21 protein-coding genes are annotated in these 19111 nt (G+C 66.3%); 12 read left to right on the top strand and 9 right to left on the bottom strand.

Annotated elements, in window-relative coordinates:
* Positions 1 to 4: 4 nt before the first annotated feature.
* Complete coding sequence (gene minC, locus BLQ74_RS11680; RefSeq protein ID WP_090262730.1) at positions 5 to 814, bottom strand: septum site-determining protein MinC; 810 nt, start codon at positions 812 to 814, stop codon at positions 5 to 7.
* A gap of 158 nt (positions 815 to 972) precedes the next feature.
* Between minC and BLQ74_RS11675 the strand changes: the two genes are divergently transcribed.
* Together BLQ74_RS11675 and BLQ74_RS11670 are read left to right on the top strand one after the other, a co-directional pair.
* Entirely contained in the window at positions 973 to 1902 is a 930-nt protein-coding gene (locus tag BLQ74_RS11675; RefSeq protein ID WP_090262729.1) for a lipid A biosynthesis lauroyl acyltransferase, read from the top strand.
* A gap of 106 nt (positions 1903 to 2008) precedes the next feature.
* Complete coding sequence (locus BLQ74_RS11670; protein WP_090262909.1) at positions 2009 to 3202, top strand: patatin-like phospholipase family protein; 1194 nt, start codon at positions 2009 to 2011, stop codon at positions 3200 to 3202.
* Positions 3203 to 3255: 53 nt separating this feature from the next.
* Here the strand turns inward: BLQ74_RS11670 and BLQ74_RS11665 are convergent, their stop codons facing one another.
* The 5 genes from BLQ74_RS11665 to BLQ74_RS11645 form a co-directional block, all read right to left on the bottom strand.
* Complete coding sequence (locus BLQ74_RS11665) at positions 3256 to 4113, bottom strand: pirin family protein (protein ID WP_090262908.1); 858 nt, start codon at positions 4111 to 4113, stop codon at positions 3256 to 3258.
* Positions 4114 to 4230: 117 nt separating this feature from the next.
* A complete protein-coding gene (locus tag BLQ74_RS11660) occupies positions 4231 to 5052 on the bottom strand; it encodes an MlaA family lipoprotein (RefSeq protein ID WP_090262728.1) in 822 nt (273 codons plus the stop codon).
* Entirely contained in the window at positions 5053 to 6399 is a 1347-nt protein-coding gene (locus tag BLQ74_RS11655; protein ID WP_090262727.1) for an alpha/beta fold hydrolase family protein, read from the bottom strand.
* A 146-nt stretch (positions 6400 to 6545) separates the two neighbouring features.
* The gene (locus BLQ74_RS11650) at positions 6546 to 7031 is read right to left on the bottom strand and encodes a GNAT family N-acetyltransferase (RefSeq protein ID WP_090262726.1); all 486 of its coding nucleotides are present in this window, start codon (positions 7029 to 7031) and stop codon (positions 6546 to 6548) included.
* Positions 7032 to 7096: 65 nt separating this feature from the next.
* Positions 7097 to 7651: a hypothetical protein gene (locus BLQ74_RS11645; RefSeq protein ID WP_090262725.1), complete on the bottom strand. Its 555-nt coding sequence runs from the start codon at positions 7649 to 7651 to the stop codon at positions 7097 to 7099.
* 108 nt (positions 7652 to 7759) lie between these two features.
* On the opposite strand from BLQ74_RS11645, the gene BLQ74_RS11640 reads away from it, so the two are divergent.
* The gene (locus BLQ74_RS11640; protein ID WP_090262724.1) at positions 7760 to 8128 is read left to right on the top strand and encodes a hypothetical protein; all 369 of its coding nucleotides are present in this window, start codon (positions 7760 to 7762) and stop codon (positions 8126 to 8128) included.
* On the opposite strand, the gene BLQ74_RS11635 is transcribed toward BLQ74_RS11640, so the two are convergent.
* Complete coding sequence (locus BLQ74_RS11635; protein ID WP_244507180.1) at positions 8119 to 9738, bottom strand: glycoside hydrolase family 17 protein; 1620 nt, start codon at positions 9736 to 9738, stop codon at positions 8119 to 8121. The genes BLQ74_RS11640 and BLQ74_RS11635 overlap by 10 nt on opposite strands.
* Before the next feature lie 275 nt (positions 9739 to 10013).
* Here BLQ74_RS11635 and BLQ74_RS11630 point away from each other — a divergent pair, with 275 nt between their 5' ends.
* From BLQ74_RS11630 to BLQ74_RS11590, 9 genes are all read left to right on the top strand, one after another.
* Complete coding sequence (locus BLQ74_RS11630) at positions 10014 to 10871, top strand: glycine betaine ABC transporter substrate-binding protein (protein WP_090262723.1); 858 nt, start codon at positions 10014 to 10016, stop codon at positions 10869 to 10871.
* Positions 10872 to 11065: 194 nt separating this feature from the next.
* A complete protein-coding gene (locus BLQ74_RS11625; protein ID WP_090262722.1) occupies positions 11066 to 11377 on the top strand; it encodes a DUF485 domain-containing protein in 312 nt (103 codons plus the stop codon).
* Positions 11374 to 13029, top strand: a complete 1656-nt coding sequence (locus BLQ74_RS11620) for a cation acetate symporter (RefSeq protein WP_090262721.1) — start codon at positions 11374 to 11376, stop codon at positions 13027 to 13029. Before BLQ74_RS11625 ends, BLQ74_RS11620 begins: the two co-directional genes overlap by 4 nt.
* Positions 13030 to 13104: 75 nt before the next feature.
* Positions 13105 to 14895 carry a DUF294 nucleotidyltransferase-like domain-containing protein gene (locus BLQ74_RS11615; protein ID WP_090262720.1) on the top strand — a complete coding sequence of 597 codons (1791 nt, stop codon included), beginning with the start codon at positions 13105 to 13107 and terminating at the stop codon, positions 14893 to 14895.
* Positions 14892 to 15518, top strand: a complete 627-nt coding sequence (locus BLQ74_RS11610; RefSeq protein ID WP_090262719.1) for a 3'-5' exonuclease — start codon at positions 14892 to 14894, stop codon at positions 15516 to 15518. The genes BLQ74_RS11615 and BLQ74_RS11610 overlap by 4 nt, the downstream gene beginning before the upstream one ends.
* Positions 15519 to 15606: 88 nt before the next feature.
* Positions 15607 to 15912: a hypothetical protein gene (locus BLQ74_RS11605; RefSeq protein ID WP_090262718.1), complete on the top strand. Its 306-nt coding sequence runs from the start codon at positions 15607 to 15609 to the stop codon at positions 15910 to 15912.
* A 128-nt stretch (positions 15913 to 16040) separates the two neighbouring features.
* On the top strand, positions 16041 to 16853 hold the full coding sequence (locus BLQ74_RS11600; RefSeq protein WP_090262717.1) for an SDR family oxidoreductase: 813 nt from the start codon (positions 16041 to 16043) through the stop codon (positions 16851 to 16853).
* 350 nt (positions 16854 to 17203) lie between these two features.
* Entirely contained in the window at positions 17204 to 17644 is a 441-nt protein-coding gene (locus tag BLQ74_RS11595; RefSeq protein ID WP_090262716.1) for a hypothetical protein, read from the top strand.
* Positions 17645 to 17664: 20 nt separating this feature from the next.
* Positions 17665 to 17994, top strand: coding sequence for a YnfA family protein (locus BLQ74_RS11590; protein ID WP_090262715.1), 330 nt, complete (start codon positions 17665 to 17667; stop codon positions 17992 to 17994).
* A gap of 34 nt (positions 17995 to 18028) precedes the next feature.
* Here the strand turns inward: BLQ74_RS11590 and BLQ74_RS11585 are convergent, their stop codons facing one another.
* Positions 18029 to 18253: a YheU family protein gene (locus BLQ74_RS11585; protein WP_090262714.1), complete on the bottom strand. Its 225-nt coding sequence runs from the start codon at positions 18251 to 18253 to the stop codon at positions 18029 to 18031.
* Positions 18254 to 18325: 72 nt separating this feature from the next.
* The gene (locus BLQ74_RS11580) at positions 18326 to 19075 is read right to left on the bottom strand and encodes a sulfite exporter TauE/SafE family protein (RefSeq protein WP_090262713.1); all 750 of its coding nucleotides are present in this window, start codon (positions 19073 to 19075) and stop codon (positions 18326 to 18328) included.
* Positions 19076 to 19111: the final 36 nt, after the last annotated feature.

Here is a 19111-nt window from a genome sequence, read left to right as displayed (position 1 = left end):
TCCGTTAAAGGCGGGTGATGTTCAACACGTCTCCCGACAGGCTGACGTGCACCGCCTGGCCCCATTGCGGACTGCGTCGCAGGTCTTCGGCAACCTTGTAATTTCCAGCGATGGAGACGAGTTCGGCCCCCAGTTGCTGGCAGAAAATTCGTGCGCTGGTGTCGCCTTTCACGCCAGCCAGAGCGCGGCCGCGCATCGGACCGTAGACATGGATGTTGCCGTCGGCGAGGAGTTCCGCGCCGGGGCTGACCGGCGCCAGGACGATCAGGTCGCCGCCGGCGGCATAGATCTGCACACCGCCCCGCACCGGCGTGGTCACCAGCTTGGTCGGACGGGCTTCGGCAACGGCGGGCTCGGCCTTCTTCTCGACGGCCTTCTCTACCACCTGTTCGGCCAGCTTCTCGCCACGCGGGCGGCGCACCACCGCTTCGGCGCTCGGCGCGGCGGCGTTGTCCTTGGGTTCCAGCGGGCGCTCGCGCGAGCCGGAGGGCGGCAGCACCGGAATGTCGAGCATGGTCGCCAGGCGCAGGTCTTCCTCGCGGTTGGCGCGGATCGCCAGGGTGCGCAGGCCGTGACGTCGGCAGATGTCCAGCACGCCTTGCAGGTCGAGCTGGCCTTCGCCGTCGGGCAGCTTGTCCAGCGCCAGCACCAGCGGGGTGTCGCGGAAGAAGTTCGGAGCCTGGGCGACCTTGTCGGCGAGCTGCCGGTCCAGCCGCGGCAGATCGTTGTGCGCCAGCTCCAGCACGGTGACGGCGAGCATGCTGCCTTTGAGCTGGAATACGGGATCTTGGTCGAGGAGGTCGGCTTGGCTCATGTTCGGACTGCATCGTTAAATGGCCTCGACTTATAGCGGACCCTCCGGACGCCCGCAAGCCTGGCGCGGCGCCAGCTGCGATAGTGGCAACGGCCGGCGCTGCAAAGCCCGGTCCTCGGGTAGAATGCCGGGCTTTGACCGTCTTTCCGGAATCGTTCATGGACCGTCCTCGCTTTCGTGCCGCTTTCCTCCATCCACGCCACTGGCCATTGTGGCTGGGCCTCGGCGTGCTCTGGCTGGTGGTGCAATTGCCCTATCCGCTGCTGTTGAGCCTGGGCCGCGCGCTGGGCGCGGTCATGTACCGGGTGGTCGGCGGACGCCGGGAGATCGCCGCGCGCAACCTCGAACTGTGCTTCCCGGAGCTGTCCGCCGCCGAGCGCACGCGCCTGCTCAAGGAGAACTTCGCCTCCACCGGCATCGCCTTCTTCGAGATGGCCATGAGCTGGTGGTGGTCGAAGCCGCGCCTGGCCCGCCTCGCTCACATCGAAGGGCTGGAGCACCTGCGCAAGGCGCAGGCCGAGGGCCAGGGCGTGATTCTCATGGCCATGCATTTCACCACCCTGGAAATAGGCGCGGCGTTGCTCGGCCAGGTACAGACCATCGACGGCATGTACCGCGAGCACGACAACCCGCTGTTCGACTATGTGCAGCGCCGCGGCCGCGAGCGGCATAACCTGGACGCCACCGCAATCGAGCGCGAGGACGTGCGCGCCATGCTCAAGGTGCTGCGTGCCGGCCGGGCCATCTGGTACGCGCCGGACCAGGATTACGGCGCCAAGCAGAGCCTGTTCGTGCCGTTGTTCGGCATCCCCGCGGCGACCGTTACCGCCACCAGCAAGTTCGCCCGTCTCGGCCGCGCCCTGGTGATGCCGTTCACCCAGAGTCGCCTGGCCGACGGTTCCGGCTACCGCCTGGTGATCCATCCGCCGCTGGAGGATTTCCCCGGCGAGAGCGAAGAGGCCGATTGCCTGCGCATCAACCAGTGGGTGGAGCAGCAGATTCGTCGCCAGCCGGAGCAGTACCTGTGGGCGCACCGGCGCTTCAAGAGCCGCCCCGAGGGCGCGGCCAAGCTGTACGACAAGCGCTGAAGCCTGTAGGACCCGTCGGGCGCTGCGCGTTGCCGGCGCTCCTGGCTTTACCCGGCGCCGCCTGGCGGCATACTGGTGGCAGGATGCCTCAAGGACACCCGTTGTGATTGACACTGCCGCTCATGCCCATGTCGTTGCCCATCGCCCGCCGGTCACCGGCCTGATCCTTTCCGGCGGCGGTGCGCGCGCCGCCTACCAGGTCGGGGTGCTGGCGGCCATCGCGGAATTGCTGCCCGAAGGCGCCGCCAACCCGTTCCCGGTGATCGTCGGCACCTCGGCCGGGGCCATCAATGCGGTCGGTCTGGCCTGCGGCGCGCTGTCCTTTCGCGAGGCCATCCATAGCCTGACGCGGGTGTGGAAGGGCTTTCATATCGGGCAGGTCTACCGTGGCGATTTCACTGGGGTGGTCGGCCAGGCGCTGCGCTTCCTCGGCCATAGCCTGCTGGGGCTGGGCAAGCACCAGCCGGTGGCCTTGCTCGATCGTTCGCCATTGCGCCACCTGCTGCAGCGCGAATTGGATTTCTCCGGCATTTCCGCGGCCTTGCAGCAGCGCAAGCTGCGCGCCGTGGCGGTTACCGCGTTCGGCTACGAGTCCGGGCAGGCGGTGACCTTCTACCAGGGCCGCGAAACCATCGAGCCCTGGCTGCGCCATCGGCGTATCGGCGTGCCGACGCGCCTGTGCCTGGAACACCTGTTGGCCAGCTCGGCGATTCCCCTGCTGTTCGCTCCGGTGCGCATCCACCGCGAGTACTTCGGCGACGGCGCCGTGCGTCTGCAGGCGCCGATCAGCCCGGCGTTGCACTTGGGCGCCAATCGCGTGCTGGTGATCGGGGTGAGCGGCAATCCGGCCGAAGGCAATCCCAACGAGACGGTCGGCCGGGAGCAGACCGGCAAGCCGCCGAGCTTGGCGCAGATGGGGATTCATTTGCTCAACAGCACCTTCATCGACAGTCTCGAAGGGGATATCGAGGTGCTGCAGCGGGTCAACTACCTCAGCTCGCTGGTGCCGGAGGAGCGCCGCCGGCATGAGGCCGGCCTGCGCCAGGTGGAGGTACTGCTGGTCTCACCGAGCCGTCCATTGGACGAGATCGCCGCGCAGTACCTGCATGAGCTGCCCTGGGCCTTGCGCCTGTTCCTGCGTGGCCCGGGGGCGACGCGGGTGAGCGGCGCGGGCGTGCTCAGCTACCTGCTGTTCGAACGTGGCTATTGCAACGAGTTGATCCGCCTTGGCTACAAGGACGCCATGGACAAGCGCGCCGAGCTGAAGCGCTTTCTCGGCTTGGAGGAGATGAGCCTGTGAGGGCATTGCGGCTGGGCGGATAGCGCCGCGGACGCTATCCGCCATTGGCGGTTTCAGACCGCCAGCACGCCATCGCGGTAGTCGCGCAGCGCCTGCTCGATCTCTTCGCGGCTGTTCATCACGAAGGGCCCGTACTGCACGATGGGCTCGTTCAGCGGTTTGCCGGCCAGCAACAGGACGCGGCCGCCATTGGCGCTGCTCAGCTTCACGGCGTCGCCCTCGCCGAGGCGCGCCAGACGGTTGTTGCCGACCTCACCGCCACGCTCGCCCTCGACGCGCAGGGCGCCTTCGTAGACATACAGCATGACGCGGTGGCCGCGCGGCGTGTGCACGCTGATCTCGCTACCGGCGGGCAGGCGCAGGTCGTAGTAGTGCGGCTCGGTATCCGGCCGCTGCACGGCGCCGTCCAGCGCCAACTCGCCGTCGTCGAAGCGTCCGGCGATCACCGTAACCTCGACGCCGCCGGCAGTGGTGGCGCGCGGCACGTCGGCCGGCTCGATATCACGGTAGCCGGCGGGCGCCAGTTTGTTCTTCGCCGGCAGGTTCAGCCAGAGCTGGAAACCGCGCATGGCGCCTTCCTGCTGTTCCGGCATTTCGCTGTGGATGATGCCGTGGGCGGCGGTCATCCATTGCACGCCGCCGGGTTTGAGCAGGCCTTCGTTGCCCAGGTGGTCACGGTGACGCATGCGCCCTTCGAGCATATAGGTGACGGTTTCGAAGCCACGGTGCGGATGGTCGGGGAAGCCGGCGATGTAGTCGTCGGGGTCCTGGGTATCGAACTGGTCGAGCATCAGGAAGGGGTCGAAGCGCTCGATACCCGGTCCGCCAATCACGCGGGTCAGGCGCACGCCGGCGCCGTCGGAGGCGGGGCGGCCGATGTGCAGGTCGATCAGATTGCGCAGTTGGGTCATGGGAACCTCCTCGATCAGGTATGGCGGCATCCTAGTCCTGATCGTTGGATGGATGGTTGCGAATTGTTCGGCGTATCTATCGATTAAGTCGATTCGTTTCCCGGTGTCACCCAGGCCTCATTCCTTGATCAACAGCTTCCGCGACTCGGTGTAGAAGTAGCGCAGCTTCTCGTACTCGAACGGCGTGTTCATCTGCCCATAGCGGAAGTCGGTGCTGTAGCGCTTGTCGATGACTTGCAGCGCGGTGATTTCCCAGTGGTCGCTGCTGGCGCTGGCGACGCCCAGGTAGTCGATGTCCTGGCCGACCATGAAGTCGCTGACCAGGCCGCCGGTATCGCGCAGGTTGGAGGGGCCGAGGATCGGCAGCACCACGTAGGGACCGGCGGGGACGCCATAGAAGCCCAGGGTCTGGCCGAAGTCCTCGCTCTGCTTGGGCAGGCCCATGCGGGTCGCCGGGTCCCACACGCCGAGCACGCCGAAGGTGGTGTTGAACAGCAGCCGTGCGGTGGTGTTCATGGCGCGCTTGCCCTTGAACTGCAACAGGCTGTTGACCAGGCTCGGTACCTCGCCGAGGTTGCTGAAGAAGTTGCTCACGCCGCTGCGCACGAAGCGCGGCGTGATGTACTCGTAGCCATGCAGCACGGGCAGGAAGACCCAGTCGTCGAAGCGGTAGTTGAAGTGATAGACGCGGCGGTTCCAGGACTCCCACGGGTCGTAGACGTCCAGCGCGTCGAGGCTGGCGCGCTCGAATTCGCGCTGGTCCAGGCCGGGATTGAATTTCAGGCTATCCAGGGGGTGCTTGAAGCCATCCGCGTCCGGCTGCTGGTCCACCGGCTTGGCCGCGGAGGGCGGGATCAGCGGGACGACCGCGGCGGTTTCGGCTTGGGCTGCGCCGCAGCCCAGCAGCAGGGCGAGCAGCCAGTGGTGGCGAGGAGTCATCTAGCGGTTCCCTGATTGCGCGGCGGCCTGGAGCGGCTCGGGCTGGCCACGGAAGAAGTTCAGCATGTCCTGGGCATTGACCCGGTAGTTGAGGTTGCCGCAATGGCCGCCCAGCGGGTACAGGGTCAGGCGGTCGCCGAAGGTGCGGCGCAGGAAGCCGAGGTCGCCGGGGCCGAGAATGACGTCGTCGGCGTTGTGCATCAAGGCGATCTTCGGGCTGTCGTGCAGGTAGTCGCGCAAGGCATAGAGGCTGGACTTCTCGACCAGTTGCGGCAGGCTGCCGCCGTTGTAGCGTTTGCGCCACATGGGGATCAGTTGTTCGGTCATGTAGCAGTCGAAGTCGCATTGCAGCGCGCGGGAGAAGAAGGGTTCGAGGCTGGTGCCTTCATGGATCGGGTAGTTCGGCGGGGTGATCAGCCCGCGATGGTTGATCAGGTCCGAGGTAAAGGCGATGTCCGCCGAGGAGAAGCGGAAGGTCGCGCCGATCAGCATGGCCATCTCTTCGTTGGTCAGGTGCTGCTTGGAGTTCTGGAAGTCATAGAGGAAGGCATCGTTGAGGTCGATGTAGCCTTTCTTCTGGAAGTAGCGCGTCAGCTTGCCGAGGATCAGTTGGTAGAAGGTCTTGGAGTCGGTGATGCCCTTGACCCGGGTCTGCACCAGCTTGTCCAGGTTGCTCACCGAGGTATAGAGATTCACCGGCGGGTTGAGCAACAGCACGCGTTTGAAGTTGAAGCTGCGACGGGTTTCGTCGAGCTTGCTGACGAAGGCCGCGTGCAGGGCTCCGAGGCTGTAGCCGGTGAGGTAGAAATCGGTCACCGGCAGGTCCGGGTGGCGCGCGCGCACGGCTTGCATGACCCGGTACAGGTCGTCGGCGTCCTCGCTGCTGTAGCCGGGCGTGGCGATGCGCGAGGCCCCGGCCATGAAGTCCCAGCTGGTCGGCGAGGAAATCTGCACCACGTGGTAACCGGCCCCGTAGAACAGGCGCTTGAGGTACTCAGGGGTGCTGCTGGCGTAGTGGGCGCCGGTGCCGGCGATGATGAACACCAGCGGCGCCGGGTGGTCCTGCCGTGCCAGGCGGTAGTGCAGATCCTTCACCGGCCAGAAGTTGTCGGGCAGGACGAACTCACGCTCCGGGCGCAGCTTGACGGCATAGTCGTGCTGGTCGATGTCGGCGATGTCCGGCAGCTTGGGGCGCAGTTCCATCGGCGTCGTGGCGATGGTCGCCTCGAACGGGTTGGTCAGCGGATAGCCATAGCTGGCCACGTCGACGTCTCTGGCCAGCGCGGGGCCGACGAAGCCCAGGACGAGGCTGCCGAGCAGGGCGGCCGCGCGCGAAAGCAATCTCATGGCATGGAGTCCTTTGAATAGAGCTCGGATGGAGTGAAACCGAGCCATATGACAAGCGCAAGCCGCGCAAGTGCGCCACGGGCGACGTATGGGACGCCAGCGGCGCTGCTCGTGCCTGGGGGCTGGACTGCGTGCCGGGAGTGGACTCAGGTGCGCCGGCCGAGGTTGGCCAGGGCCTCGCCGGTGAGACGGTAGACGGTCCAGTCGTCCAGCGGACGCGCGCCGAGGCGGCGGTAGAAACCGATGGCCGGCTCGTTCCAGTCCAGCACCGACCATTCCAGGCGGCCGCAACCGCGCTCCAGCGCCAGGCGCGCCAGCTCGGTCAGCAGGGCTTTGCCCAGGCCCACGCCGCGCGCGCTGGGGCGCACGTACAGGTCTTCCAGATAGATGCCGGGCTGGCTGAGGAAGGTCGAATAGTTGTGGAAGAACAGGGCGAAGCCGGATGCCTCGCCATCGACTTCGCCAATCAGCACCTCGGCATAGGGGCGCGGGCCGAACAGGTGTTCGTGCATGCGTGCCGCGTCGGTTTTCACCTCGTGTGCCAGGTGCTCGTAGTCGGCCAGTTCGGCGATCAGCGTGAGGATCAGCGGGACATCGTCGGGGCGGGCGGGGCGAAGCTGAAGGTGCGGCATGGAGGGTTCCTCTGCAAGCGATGGGGGAGCATGCCGCGATCCTGATGGCGCTGGCAACCGTGCGTTCAGCGTGTTTCCAGGCGTTCCACCCAGATCAGTTCGCAGGCGCCGGCGCCGGTGTCCTCGCGGCTCAGCGAACTGCGCCACTGCCAGCCGTCGTCGCCAACCACCTGCACCAGTTCGCCGGCCAGATGAATCTGCTGGCCGGCGCGGACCGCCGACAACGCCTGGGCGATCTGGGGGTCGGCCGGGATCAGGTGCATGTTGGCGCTGTGGGTTTCGATTTCCCGGCGTGGCAGCGGCAGCGGATCGGCCTGCCAGTGGTACCAGCGGCCGCCCTGGCTGAACTGGATGCGCGCGGCCAACTGCGGATCGGCCAGCGGCCCCCAGCCCAGGGCCAGGTCGGTGGGCGAGAGTTCCGCTTCGCGGTCGAAGGCATAGTCTTCGCGGCCCAGCACCAGGGCGTCGATCTGGAATTCCTGCAGCGGCTCGATGCGGTAATGGGCCAGGCGCAGGCTGCCGTCGCCGAGCGCTTGCGCGGCCTCCCGCGGGTGCTTGGGCCAGAGCCACCAGAAGCTGATGGCCAGGCAGACCAGGAAGAAGCGGGTGGCGCGCGACATGGCGGGTTCCTGCGAGAGGGTCCGGTCAGTCTAACCAGCGGTCGGCAGGCTTGCATCGGCATCGACGCTGGCTATGCTGGGCGCCGGTTATCCCTCCGGAGTGGCGCCATGCCCCGTCGTTCGTCGTTGATTCTGTTGCTGAGCCTCACCGTCTTGTGGGTGGCGGCCTGCTATGGCGTGCGTTTCGGTTTGCTGGAGAACGGCCAGTGGGTGGATGTCTGCGCCGATAACGACGCGCAACTGGCCTGCCAGTTGCGCTCCGGGCTCGGCCTGCTGATTCATTTTGGCGTGCTCGGCCAGGCCGCGCTGGTGGCTGCGCTGCTGGGCTTCTTCGTCCCCGGCCGGATCGGCTGGTGGCTGGCGGCCCTGGCACTGTTCATCGGCTTGCCGGCGCTGGTCTTCTATAGCGTCAGCATGGCGGTGTTCGCGGTGGTGCTGGCGGGACTGCGCCTGGTGCGCCAGGCCGCTCAGGCCTGAGCGGCGGGGTCGGGCACGGGCCGTGCCGGTGCGCTGTCGATGGCAGCCTTGGCGGCCGCCTCGCGGGGCAGGCGCAGGCCACGCCAGAGGGCCCCGGTGAGCAGGCTGGCGACGCCGGCCCAGCCCAGCGCCTGCAGGTTGTTCAAGCCCTCCAGGGCCAGTTGCGGAACGATTCCCACGGCGATCAGCAGCGCCAGCAGGGTGGCCTCGCGGCGCGGGGCGCGCAGTGGCCGGCACAGGTAGACCACGGCAGGGAACAGCAGCGCCGCGTTGGGGAAGTTGCGGTAACGCGCGTCGAACACCAGCGCCAGCATCCACACCGCGCCGGCGAAGCCGCTGGCCAGCAGCAGCCAGCCGTCGTGCGCCGCTGCCCAGGCCTTGAGCCTGGCGCGCCAGCCGCCGCTGGCCGACAAGGCCAGGGCCAGGTGCGCCAGCACCAGCAGGTTGAGCAGCATCAGGTAGGCGGCCCACAGCCATTCGTCGAGGAAGGTGGAAATCACCAGCGCCTGGGCCCCCCACAGCCCGCTGCAGGTCGCGCCGAGTGCCACGCCCAGCGGTAGCAGCAGCGCCGCGCGCGCATTCGCCGGGCGCCCGGCGAGCAGCAGCGCGGCGGCCCACAACAGGACGGACAGCGCCAGCCAGCGTGGCCAGTCGGGCTGGTTGGAGACCGGGCCGGCGAGCACGTCCTTTTCCTGGCGGTCGGCGTCGAACAATCCCCAGTAGCCTCCCACCGCGCCCTCGATGCGGCGCTTCCACGGTTGGTCGAAGGCCTCGATCAGGTTGTAGTGCCAGCCGCGCGCCTCGGCCATGCGCACGAAGTCGCGAATGTAGCGCGCCTCGTTGACCCGGCTGGGGAGCGCGGTCTGCCGCTGGCGGCCCTCGCTGGGCCAGCCGGTTTCGCCGATCAGCACGTCCTTGCCGGGAAAACTCTGGTCGAAGCGCTGGCGAATCTCGGCGACACGGGCCAGGGCGCCGTCGATACCGCTGGGCTGGTTGTCCCAGTAAGGCAGCAGGTGCAGGGTGATGAAGTCGACCTTGTCCGCCAGTTGCGGGTGCTTGAGCCAGTACTCCCAGACCTCGGCGTAGGACACCGGCTGGCGCACCTGGCTCTTCACCCGCGCCAGCAGGCCATCGAGGTATTTGCCGGTGACTTCCTGGCGCAGCAGCGTCTCGTTGCCGACGATCACCGCCTGGACCACGTCGGGATAGGCATTGGCCGCCGCGATCAGTTTCTCCACCTCACGCTCGCTGTCCGCCGGAATGGCGTTGATCCAGGCGCCGAGGATCAGCTTCAGGCCATGCTTGCGCGCCAGCGCCGGGATGCCTTCCAGGCCGCTCATGGAGTAGGTGCGGACACAGGTGAAGCGGGTTGCCAGCAGCGCCAGGTCGGCGTCCATCTGCGCCGGACGCAAGGCGAAGGGCTGGTCGAACGGCGACTGGTCCTTGCCGAACGGGCTGTAGGACGCGCATTGCAGGCGGTGCGTGGCGCTAGCGGCGTCGGGCAGTTGCACCGCGCGGCCCTGCAGGTACCAGATCGCGGCCATGGCGAGGACGCTCAGGAGCAGGGCGATGCAGTAGGGCAGGGCGGGAAAGCGCGAGGTTCGGGGCATGGGGGCGGCGCGTGGGGGCGGGCTGGCATCTTAGCAATGCCGGCGGCCGGCGTCAGCGCCCGGGGCGGCGGGCATGGCCCGGTGCCAGCGCGGCACTCGGCGAGGCTGTCGCAAACGCATGCGAGGCGTCGTTTCTGGATACTGGCTGTCGTGTAAAGACAGGTTATGCGTCGCTCTCGGAGCAGCCCGCCCAGCCCTCAGGCCGATGATGGAAGCGCGGCTAAGACCGCCCCGGGGCGTTGGTTCCGGTGAACCTAGAATGAGGGGAGAAATCCATGCGAATGATGCGACGTCTGTTGTGCCTGAGCGCTGGGCTGGCGCTGTCGGCGGCAGCAGGGCTGGCCGCCGCGGCGGCCAAGCCTGAGATCACCATCGGCTACGTCGATGGCTGGTCGGACAGTGTGGCCACTACCCATGTGGCCGCCGAGGTGATCCGCGAGAAACTCGGCTACCCGGTCAAGCTGATGCCGGTGGCGGCCGGCATCATGTGGCAGGGCGTGGCGCGCGGCAAACTGGATGCCATGCTCTCGGCCTGGCTGCCGGCGACCCATGGTGCCTATTACTCGAAGATGAAAGACCAGGTGGTCGACCTGGGCGTCAACTACCCGGGGGCGAAGATCGGTCTGATCGTGCCGGAGTACGTCAAAGCCAACAGCATCGAGGATCTCAAGGCGCAGAAGGATGAATACGACGGGCGCATCGTCGGCATCGACGCCGGCGCCGGCGTGATGCTCAAGACCGAGCAGGCGATCAAGGACTACGGCCTGGACTACAAACTGGTGGCCAGCTCGGGCAGCGGCATGATCGCCGAACTGACCCGTGCCGAGAACGACAAGAAGGCAGTGGCGGTGACCGGCTGGATTCCGCACTGGATGTTCGCCAAGTGGAAGCTGAAGTTCCTCGAGGATCCGAAGAAGGTCTACGGCGACGAGGAGCATGTCGACAGCGTGGCCAACCCGGCGTTGGAGAAGAAGGCTCCCGAGGTCTGGGCGCTGCTGAAGAAGCTCAAGTGGAACGACGGTCAGGAGATCGGCGAGGTCATGCTCGCGGTGCAGAACGGCACCAAGCCGGAAGACGCCGCCAAGCAGTGGGTCGCCAGCCACCCGGAGCGCGTCAAACAGTGGACTGAATAAGCGCAGGAGGCATCCTGCGAACCCGTCGTCTCCTTCCGGGAGAGGGCGGGTTTTTTCATTGCGGACGCTCTATTTCGCAGGTCTTCGTCAGGAGGGGGAGGCGCTACGACTAAAGTCGTCTGGAGCCCTTGCAGCAGAGCCCTAGAGTAGGGCTGGACGACATCCGCGTCATCCCCGCTGTGAGGACAACAACAATGAACGACAGCATTTACCAGCGGATTGATAACAATCCGCGCTTCAAAGAATTGGTGGCCAAGCGCGAGCGATTCGCCGGGCTGCTATCCGTGATCATGCTGGGCCTGTATGCGGCCTTCATCCTGCTCATCGCCTTCGAACCCCACCTGCTGGGCACCAAGATAAGCGCCGATTCCTCGGTCACCTGGGGCATTCCCCTGGGCGTCGGAATTATCGTCGCCGCCTTCGTGCTGACCGGCGTCTATGTGCGCCGCGCCAATGGTGAGTTCGACCGCCTGAACCAGGAAATCCTCAAGGAGGTCCAGCAATGATCGCCCGCCTGCTCGCGGCCCTTGGCCTCGCTGCCTTTGCTCCTGCCCTCTGGGCCGACGCGCTGACCGGCGACGTGCAGCGTCAACCGCTGAACGTTTCCGCCATCGTGATGTTCGTCGGTTTCGTCGGTCTCACCCTGTGCATCACCTACTGGGCCTCCAAGCGCAACCGCTCGGCAGCCGACTACTATGCCGCTGGCGGCCGCATCACCGGTTTCCAGAACGGCCTGGCGATCGCGGGTGACTACATGTCCGCGGCCTCCTTCCTGGGGATCTCCGCGCTGGTGTACACCTCCGGCTACGACGGCCTGATCTACTCCATCGGCTTCCTGGTCGGCTGGCCGATCATTCTCTTCCTGATCGCCGAACGCCTGCGCAACCTCGGCAAGTACACCTTCGCCGACGTCGCCTCCTACCGTCTGAAGCAGCGGGACATCCGCACCCTGTCCGCCAGCGGTTCGCTGGTGGTGGTGGCGCTGTACCTGATCGCGCAGATGGTCGGTGCCGGCAAGCTGATCCAGTTGCTGTTCGGCCTGAACTACCATGTCGCCGTGGTCATGGTCGGCATCCTGATGGTGTTCTACGTGCTCTTCGGCGGCATGCTGGCCACCACCTGGGTACAGATCATCAAGGCCGTGCTGCTGCTGTCCGGCGCCACCTTCATGGCCATCATGGTGCTCAAGCACGTCAACTTCGACGTCAGCGCGCTGTTCTCCGAAGCCATCAAGGTGCACCCGAAAGGCGAGGCCATCATGAGCCCCGGCGGTCTGGTGAAGGATCCGATCTCGGCCTTCTCCCTCGGCCTGGCGCTGATGTTCGGTACCGCCGGCCTGCCGCACATCCTGATGCGCTTCTTCACCGTCAGCGATGCCAAGGAAGCGCGCAAGAGCGTGTTCTTCGCCACTGGCTTCATCGGCTACTTCTATATCCTGACCTTCATCATCGGCTTCGGCGCCATCCTGCTGGTCAGCACCAACCCGGCCTTCAAGGATGCCACTGGCGCGCTGATCGGCGGCACCAACATGGCCGCCGTGCACCTGGCCAATGCCGTGGGCGGCAGCCTGTTCCTCGGCTTCATCTCGGCCGTGGCCTTCGCCACCATCCTCGCGGTGGTCGCCGGTCTGACCCTGGCCGGGGCCTCGGCGGTGTCCCATGACCTGTACGCCAGCGTGATCAAGGGCGGCAAGGCCAACGAGAAGGACGAGCTGCGCGTGTCCAAGATCACCACCATCACCCTCGGTGTGGTGGCCATCATCCTGGGCATCCTCTTCGAGAAGCAGAACATCGCCTTCATGGTCGGCCTGGCCTTCTCCATCGCCGCCAGCTGCAACTTCCCGGTACTGCTGCTCTCGATGTACTGGAAGAAGCTGACCACCCGTGGCGCCATGATCGGCGGCTGGCTGGGCCTGATCACCGCGGTGGCGCTGATGATCCTCGGCCCGACCATCTGGGTTCAGATCCTCGGCCACGAGAAAGCCATCTACCCGTACGAGTACCCGGCACTGTTCTCCATGGCCGTGGCCTTCGTCGGTATCTGGTTCTTCTCCATCACCGACAAGTCCAGTGCTGCCGATGAAGAACGCGCACGCTTCTTCCCGCAGTTCATCCGTTCCCAGACCGGCCTGGGCGCCAGTGGCGCGGTAGCCCACTGAGTCGCGGCTGACAACGCCAGACCGGGGGCATGCGCCCCCGGTCTGGTCTTGCGATGTTCCGCACGGCGGCTGACCATGCCCGAGAACTTCAATTTTTCCTCCCCTCCCTTCGATCTGCTGCGCCCCACCGAGCGCGCGCAGTTGAGCGAAGCGCTGAGCGTCGGTTACTACGCCGCCGGTGAAACCCTCCTGGAAGCCGGCGCCGCAGTGCCCTGCCTGTTCATCATGCTCAAGGGCGTGGTCGAAGAGCGCGGCGAAGACGGCAAACTGTTCGCCCAGTACGCGGGCGAGGACCTTTTCGATATTCGCGGACTCTTCTCCGGCAGCAGCAAGCACGCCTATCGCGCGGTGGAAGAGAGCATCACCTACGAACTGCCGGCCAGCGTCTTCCACCAACTGTGCGGCGCCAATTCCGCCTTTGCCCGCTTCTTCCAGGCCGACCTGGCCGCCAAGCGCCAACTGGCGCGGCGCGAAGGGCAGAACCTGGCCGAATTCATCCTGACCCGCATCGCCCGTGAGCACTTGCTGCCGGCCATCGAGGTGAGCGCCGATCTGCCCCTGGGCGATGCCGCGCGCCTGCAGTTGAGCCGCGGCGCCGATGCCTTGCTGGTGCGCCAGGAGAGCGGCCTGGGCATCGTGACCCGCACTGACCTGATGCGTGCGCACTTCCGCGACGGTCTGGCCGAGGAGCACGCCATAGGCCCATTGGCCCACGGACCGCTGGCCTGCGTCGCACTCGGCGATTTTCTCTTCGATGCGATGATCCTGATGACCCGCCAGCGCATCGAGCGCGTCGCCGTCCAGGAGGACGGCGAGATCATCGGCCTGCTGCACCTGACCCAGGTGCTCAGCCTGTTCTCCACCCATTCCCATGTGCTGGCCCTGCGTATCGCCCGCGCCGAGACCGAAGAGGAGTTGCGTGCTGCCGCCGAAACGCTGCACACGCTGATCGCCACCCTGTCCGGCAATGGCATCCGCCTGCGCTTCATCATGCAACTGGTCAGTACCCTCAACGAGCAACTACTCGAACGCCTGTTCGAGTTGCAGGTGCCGCTGGCCCTGCGCAGCCATTGCTGCCTGATCGTGATGGGCAGTGAAGGGCGCGCCGAGCAGTTGCTGAAGACCGACCAGGACAATGCCCTGATCCTCGCCGAGGGCTTTCCGCTGGAGCAGGGCTTGGCGCTGATGGAGCGCTTCAGCGAGGCGCTGCTGAGCTTCGGCTACCCGCCCTGTCCCGGTGGCGTCATGGCCAGCCGGCCGGAATGGTGCAAGTCGCTGGCGGCGTGGCAGCGAGAGCTGACGCAGACCCAGTTGGAAGGCAACCCCGAACAATTGCTGCGTCTGTCGATCCTCGCCGACGCCTGGCCGGTGGCCGGCAATCGTCAACTGTTCGATGCCCTGCGCCAGGGCCTGAATCGCTTCGTCGAGGATGGCGAGCGTTGGCTCGACGATGTGGCCGCCGCTGCCCTGCAATTCGACACCCCGCTGACCTTCCTCGGCCAGTTGAAAACCCAGGAGGAGCGCCTCGACGTCAAGCGTGGCGGCATCTTCCCCATCGTCCATGGCTGTCGCGTGCTGGCCCTGCGCGAGGGCCTGGAGGCGCGTGGCACCCTGGCTCGGCTGGAAGCGCTGAAAGCGCGCGGGGTGCTGGACGAGAACCTGGCGGACAACCTCGCCGAATCCTTCGAGCTGTTCCTCCAGCTACGCTTGGTACAACAGCTGGCCGGTAATCGCGATGGCCGTGAGCAAGGGCTGGATGTGACCCGCCTCAGCCGCCATGAGCGCGACATGCTGCGTTTCGGCTTGCACGCGGTGAAGAAGTTCAAGCAGAGCCTGGCCCGGCAGTTCCATCTGGAGACCCGATGAACGCCTTGGTGAAAATCCCCGATCATCATTGGTCCGGCTGGCGTCGCCGCCTCTACTGGTGCCTGCATGCGCCGGACGAAGCCGAGGAAATCGTTTCGATCGATCTGGAAACCACCAGCCTCGATCCGCGTAAGGCGGACATCCTGAGCATCGGCGCGGTGATGATCCGCCGCGGCAAACTGGTCCTCGGCGAGCGCCTGGAATTGCTGGTGGAGCCGCCGGCGAGCCTGGATGGCACCTCCATCCGCATCCACAAGCTGCGGCGCGCCGATCTCGAAGGGCAACTCCCGCTGGCCGATGCGCTGCGCCGCCTGCTCGCCTTCATCGGCGATCGACCGCTGCTCGGCTATTACCTGTCCTTCGATGTCGCCGTGCTCAAGCGCCACCTGCGCGCGCAACTGGGGGCGTCGCTGAACAATCCGCGCATCGAAGTCTCCGCGCTGTACCAGCGCAAAGTCAGCCGGCGTTATCCCGATCTGCACCTGGACCTGCGCTTCGACACCCTGGCGCGCACCCTGGATATTCCCGTGGAAGGCCGGCATACCGCGCTGGGCGATGCGCGCAGCGTGGCGCTGATGTTCCTGCGCCTGCGCAAGGGATCGCTGCCCCAGGATCTGCACTGAGTCGCGCAGGCGGCCGCACAGTGACCCAGGACACAGTCCGCTGCGCGCCAAGGCTCTACCATGGCGGTTTTCCGCAGGGAGTAACGGAATGCTTGGGCTTGTACTGGTCGCTCTGGGTAGCCTTTGGCTGCTCGGCCAGTTGATCATCGGCGTGGCGCCGCTGCCGCCAGTGGACTGGCTGGCGCGGGATGCCGATCCGCAACGCTTCTGGCAATTCGTCTACCTGGCGCCGTCCTTGCTCCTCGCGCTTGGCGTCTTCCTGATGCGCTACCGCGTCCATTCGATTGCCGGGCTGCGTCGCGAGCGGGTCAACTGCGCGGCCTTCCTGCTGATCAGCGCTGGCGTCGCGCTGGTCCTCGGCAAGCTTTCCTGCCTGCTCCTTGCGTCCCTCTGAAAGCCCCGTCTGACGTGGCTGTGGCGCGGGTTTGCCAGGGCCATTCAGCAGCCTGATGGATGCCCTGCGAGGCAGGCCCCTTGGCTACACTGCCGGTCAATTCCCCGGACAAGACAAGGCACCTCCCTATGCAAAACCGCATGATGATCACCGGAGCCGGTTCCGGCCTGGGTCGTGAAATCGCCCTGCGCTGGGCCCGAGATGGCTGGAAGCTGGCGCTGGCCGATGTCAATGAAACTGGCCTGGCGGAGACCCTCAAGCTGGTGCGCGAGGCCGGTGGCGATGGTTTCACCCAGCGTTGCGACGTGCGCGATTACAGCCAGCTCACCGCCCTGGCCCAGGCCTGTGAAGAGAAGTTCGGAGGCATCGATGTCATCGTCAACAATGCCGGCGTCGCTTCCGGCGGCTTCTTCAACGAACTGTCCCTGGAAGACTGGGACTGGCAGATCTCGATCAACCTGATGGGCGTGGTCAAGGGCTGCAAGGCCTTCCTGCCGCTGCTCGAACAGAGCAAGGGACGCATCATCAACATCGCCTCCATGGCCGCCATCATGCAGGGCCCGGCGATGAGCAACTACAACGTGGCCAAGGCCGGCGTGCTGGCACTCTCGGAAAGCCTGCTGGCCGAGTTGAGTCTGGTCGACGTCAAGGTCCACGTGGTCTGCCCGTCGTTCTTCCAGACCAACCTGCTGGATTCCTTCCGCGGCCCCAGTCCGGAAATGAAGGCCCAGGTCGGCAAGTTGCTGGAAGGCTCGCCGATCAGCGCCGCCGACATCGCCGACTACATCCACCAGGAAGTCGCCCGCGACAGCTTCATGATCCTGCCCCACGAGCAGGGCCGCATGGCCTGGAAGATCAAGCAACAGAACCCGCAGATGATCTACGACGAGATGGCCAAGATGGCCGAGAAGATGCAGGCCAAGCGCCGTAGCCTGAGCTGATTGCGGCGCGCGTTCTGCACCTGTTCGGTGCAGTGCAAGACAGGGCTTGCCCAGCCCGGTGCAAAGGGTTAGCTTAAGTCACCGGCCTGCCTGCCGATGTATGTTGGACCCCAGTGAAAGCCCCGCCTCGTTCGCGGGGCTTTTGCTTTCTGGAGGCGCCGATGGCGGGCGCGCGATGCGCTGCGCATCTTCGCGGCGGCCGGCTTTTCCATCCCGCCGGCCTGTGTTAGAAGGCTGCCTTTTGTGTCTGGAGTTCGAGGCGTGTCGCCAATCCTTGCACCGCTCCATTGTCGGCCGCGCGAGCGGACCCGCGTTCCATTGCTTCGTCCCGCCTGTCCGGGGAGCCCCGCATGACTCGCTCCACCTCGTCCGCCGAATCCATCGTCTATGGCTGCATCCGCGACTGGCCCGGCGACTCGATGGAGCGCCGCATGCGCCGCGCGGCCAATCGCAAGGTGCTGGACAGTCTGCCGATGGGCGAGTCATGGCCGTTCCTCGGTCGCGAGATGTTCAGCCGCTGCGAGCAGGAGGGGGCCGGCCTCTACCAGTCGCAGGTGATCCACTTCGGCGCCAGCTATCAGGCGGTGGAATACGAATGGAACCTCTGGGTGACGCAGTTCGAGGCGTTGCTGCGGCGCCTGTACTGGGCCAGCGCGGTGGTTCACCTGGAAACCGAACTCAATGGCAGCCACACCTTCCGCTGGGAGTCCGAACTCGGCTTCCACAGCCCCCAGGAGGGCGAACTGCGGGTGCGCTGCGCCTGGGAGCGCGAAGGCGGCGTGCGCGGCTGACAGGGGAATAGGGACGCCCGATGCTCAATTACCTCTGGTTCTTCCTTGCGGCGCTTTGCGAGATTGCCGGCTGCTACGCCTTCTGGCTCTGGCTGCGCCTGGATCGCAGCCCGCTGTGGACGCTTCCCGGGCTGTTCAGCCTGGTCTGTTTCGCGCTGCTGCTGACACGCGTCGAGGCGAGCTATGCCGGGCGCGCCTATGCGGCCTACGGCGGTATCTACGTGGCGGCTTCGCTGTTCTGGCTGGCCTTCGTCGAAAAGAGCCGGCCGCTGTGGAGCGATTGGGTCGGCGTGGCCCTGTGCATCGCCGGGGCGAGCGTGGTGCTGCTGGGGCCGAAGCTGGCGCCCTGAACGGCCGCCGGCAGTCCTCGCGGCGTCCGCGCGGTTACAGCCAGTCCTTGGGCACTTCGCTTTTCAGCATCAATTGGCATTGCTGACTTTCCGGCTCGAAGACGATCACCGCCTCGCCGCGCTGCAAGGCGTGCCTGGCCCGTTCCACGCGGGTCTGCAAGGGGGTGTCGTCGCCGTTGTCGGTGCCATCGCGGGTGACGAAGTCTTCCAGCAGGTTGTTGAGGGTCTCGGCTTCGATCAGGTCGTAGGGGATCAGCATGGCGGCTACTCGGAAGGGCTGGCGGCGATTGTAGTGTCGCGCCGGGGCTTGAGCGAGCCCGACGCCGCGGGCTCAGCCCAGCAGCTTCTGCAGTGCCAGCGACAGACTCACCGCTACCAGCATCAGGGCGAACAGGCGTTGCAGGGTCACACCGCCGAGGCGCATCGCCAGGCGATTGCCCGTCAGCACGCCGAGGGCGCCGCCGGCCGCCAGGGCGCTGAGTTGCGCCATCGGCGGTTGCGCACCACTCAGGTACAGCAGGAAGCCGCCGCCGGAGACCAGGGCGATCACCGCCATCGAGGTCGCCGTGGCCGCCAGCATCGACAGCGGGGTGAACCACAGCAGCCCCGGCACGATGAGAAAACCACCGCCCACGCCCATCAACCCGGAGAGCAGCCCCACTGCCAGGCCGACCCCGAGCAGCGGCCCATTGCGGGTGGCCTGGCCGGTCTGGCGCGGTTGGCTGGAGCCGCGCCACATGCGCCAGGCCGACCAGAGCACCAGCAGGCAGAAACCGATGATCAACACCGCCTCGGGGACGAAGCGGCCGAGCCACTGGCCCACCGCGTTCCCCGGCCAGCCGGTGAGCGTCAGCCAGAACAGCGGGCGCCAGGCCACCATGCCCTGACGGGCGCGCGGAATGGCGCCGATCAGCGCCGACAGCGCCACCGCGCCAAGACTGACGCCGATGGCGTCGCGCAGCGGCAGGTGCAGGCTGAGCAGCAGCGGCAGGGCCACCAGCGAACCGCCCGCGCCGGTCAGACCGAGCAGCAGGCCGAGGATCAGGCCGATGGCCGAATATTCCGCGAGCAGGATATCCATCAGGGGTGTGCGCTCCGGCGGTCCGGTGGCTGCGGC

It is taken from the genome of Pseudomonas panipatensis, from assembly GCF_900099785.1.
GTDB lineage: Bacteria > Pseudomonadota > Gammaproteobacteria > Pseudomonadales > Pseudomonadaceae > Pseudomonas > Pseudomonas panipatensis.
This window is presented reverse-complemented; position numbering and strand designations above follow the sequence as displayed.

What these genes read in the sequence shown, in the direction of transcription:
- minC (WP_090262730.1), bottom strand. Translation starts at nt 814, where the DNA reads ATGAGCCAAGCCGACCTCCTCGACCAAGATCCCGTATTCCAGCTCAAA.
- BLQ74_RS11675 (WP_090262729.1), top strand. Translation starts at nt 973, where the DNA reads ATGGACCGTCCTCGCTTTCGTGCCGCTTTCCTCCATCCACGCCACTGG.
- BLQ74_RS11665 (WP_090262908.1), bottom strand. Translation starts at nt 4,113, where the DNA reads ATGACCCAACTGCGCAATCTGATCGACCTGCACATCGGCCGCCCCGCC.
- BLQ74_RS11660 (WP_090262728.1), bottom strand. Translation starts at nt 5,052, where the DNA reads ATGACTCCTCGCCACCACTGGCTGCTCGCCCTGCTGCTGGGCTGCGGC.
- BLQ74_RS11655 (WP_090262727.1), bottom strand. Translation starts at nt 6,399, where the DNA reads ATGAGATTGCTTTCGCGCGCGGCCGCCCTGCTCGGCAGCCTCGTCCTG.
- BLQ74_RS11650 (WP_090262726.1), bottom strand. Translation starts at nt 7,031, where the DNA reads ATGCCGCACCTTCAGCTTCGCCCCGCCCGCCCCGACGATGTCCCGCTG.
- BLQ74_RS11645 (WP_090262725.1), bottom strand. Translation starts at nt 7,651, where the DNA reads ATGTCGCGCGCCACCCGCTTCTTCCTGGTCTGCCTGGCCATCAGCTTC.
- BLQ74_RS11640 (WP_090262724.1), top strand. Translation starts at nt 7,760, where the DNA reads ATGCCCCGTCGTTCGTCGTTGATTCTGTTGCTGAGCCTCACCGTCTTG.
- BLQ74_RS11635 (WP_244507180.1), bottom strand. Translation starts at nt 9,738, where the DNA reads ATGCCCCGAACCTCGCGCTTTCCCGCCCTGCCCTACTGCATCGCCCTG.
- BLQ74_RS11630 (WP_090262723.1), top strand. Translation starts at nt 10,014, where the DNA reads ATGCGAATGATGCGACGTCTGTTGTGCCTGAGCGCTGGGCTGGCGCTG.
- BLQ74_RS11625 (WP_090262722.1), top strand. Translation starts at nt 11,066, where the DNA reads ATGAACGACAGCATTTACCAGCGGATTGATAACAATCCGCGCTTCAAA.
- BLQ74_RS11620 (WP_090262721.1), top strand. Translation starts at nt 11,374, where the DNA reads ATGATCGCCCGCCTGCTCGCGGCCCTTGGCCTCGCTGCCTTTGCTCCT.
- BLQ74_RS11615 (WP_090262720.1), top strand. Translation starts at nt 13,105, where the DNA reads ATGCCCGAGAACTTCAATTTTTCCTCCCCTCCCTTCGATCTGCTGCGC.
- BLQ74_RS11610 (WP_090262719.1), top strand. Translation starts at nt 14,892, where the DNA reads ATGAACGCCTTGGTGAAAATCCCCGATCATCATTGGTCCGGCTGGCGT.
- BLQ74_RS11605 (WP_090262718.1), top strand. Translation starts at nt 15,607, where the DNA reads ATGCTTGGGCTTGTACTGGTCGCTCTGGGTAGCCTTTGGCTGCTCGGC.
- BLQ74_RS11600 (WP_090262717.1), top strand. Translation starts at nt 16,041, where the DNA reads ATGCAAAACCGCATGATGATCACCGGAGCCGGTTCCGGCCTGGGTCGT.
- BLQ74_RS11595 (WP_090262716.1), top strand. Translation starts at nt 17,204, where the DNA reads ATGACTCGCTCCACCTCGTCCGCCGAATCCATCGTCTATGGCTGCATC.
- BLQ74_RS11590 (WP_090262715.1), top strand. Translation starts at nt 17,665, where the DNA reads ATGCTCAATTACCTCTGGTTCTTCCTTGCGGCGCTTTGCGAGATTGCC.
- BLQ74_RS11585 (WP_090262714.1), bottom strand. Translation starts at nt 18,253, where the DNA reads ATGCTGATCCCCTACGACCTGATCGAAGCCGAGACCCTCAACAACCTG.
- BLQ74_RS11580 (WP_090262713.1), bottom strand. Translation starts at nt 19,075, where the DNA reads ATGGATATCCTGCTCGCGGAATATTCGGCCATCGGCCTGATCCTCGGC.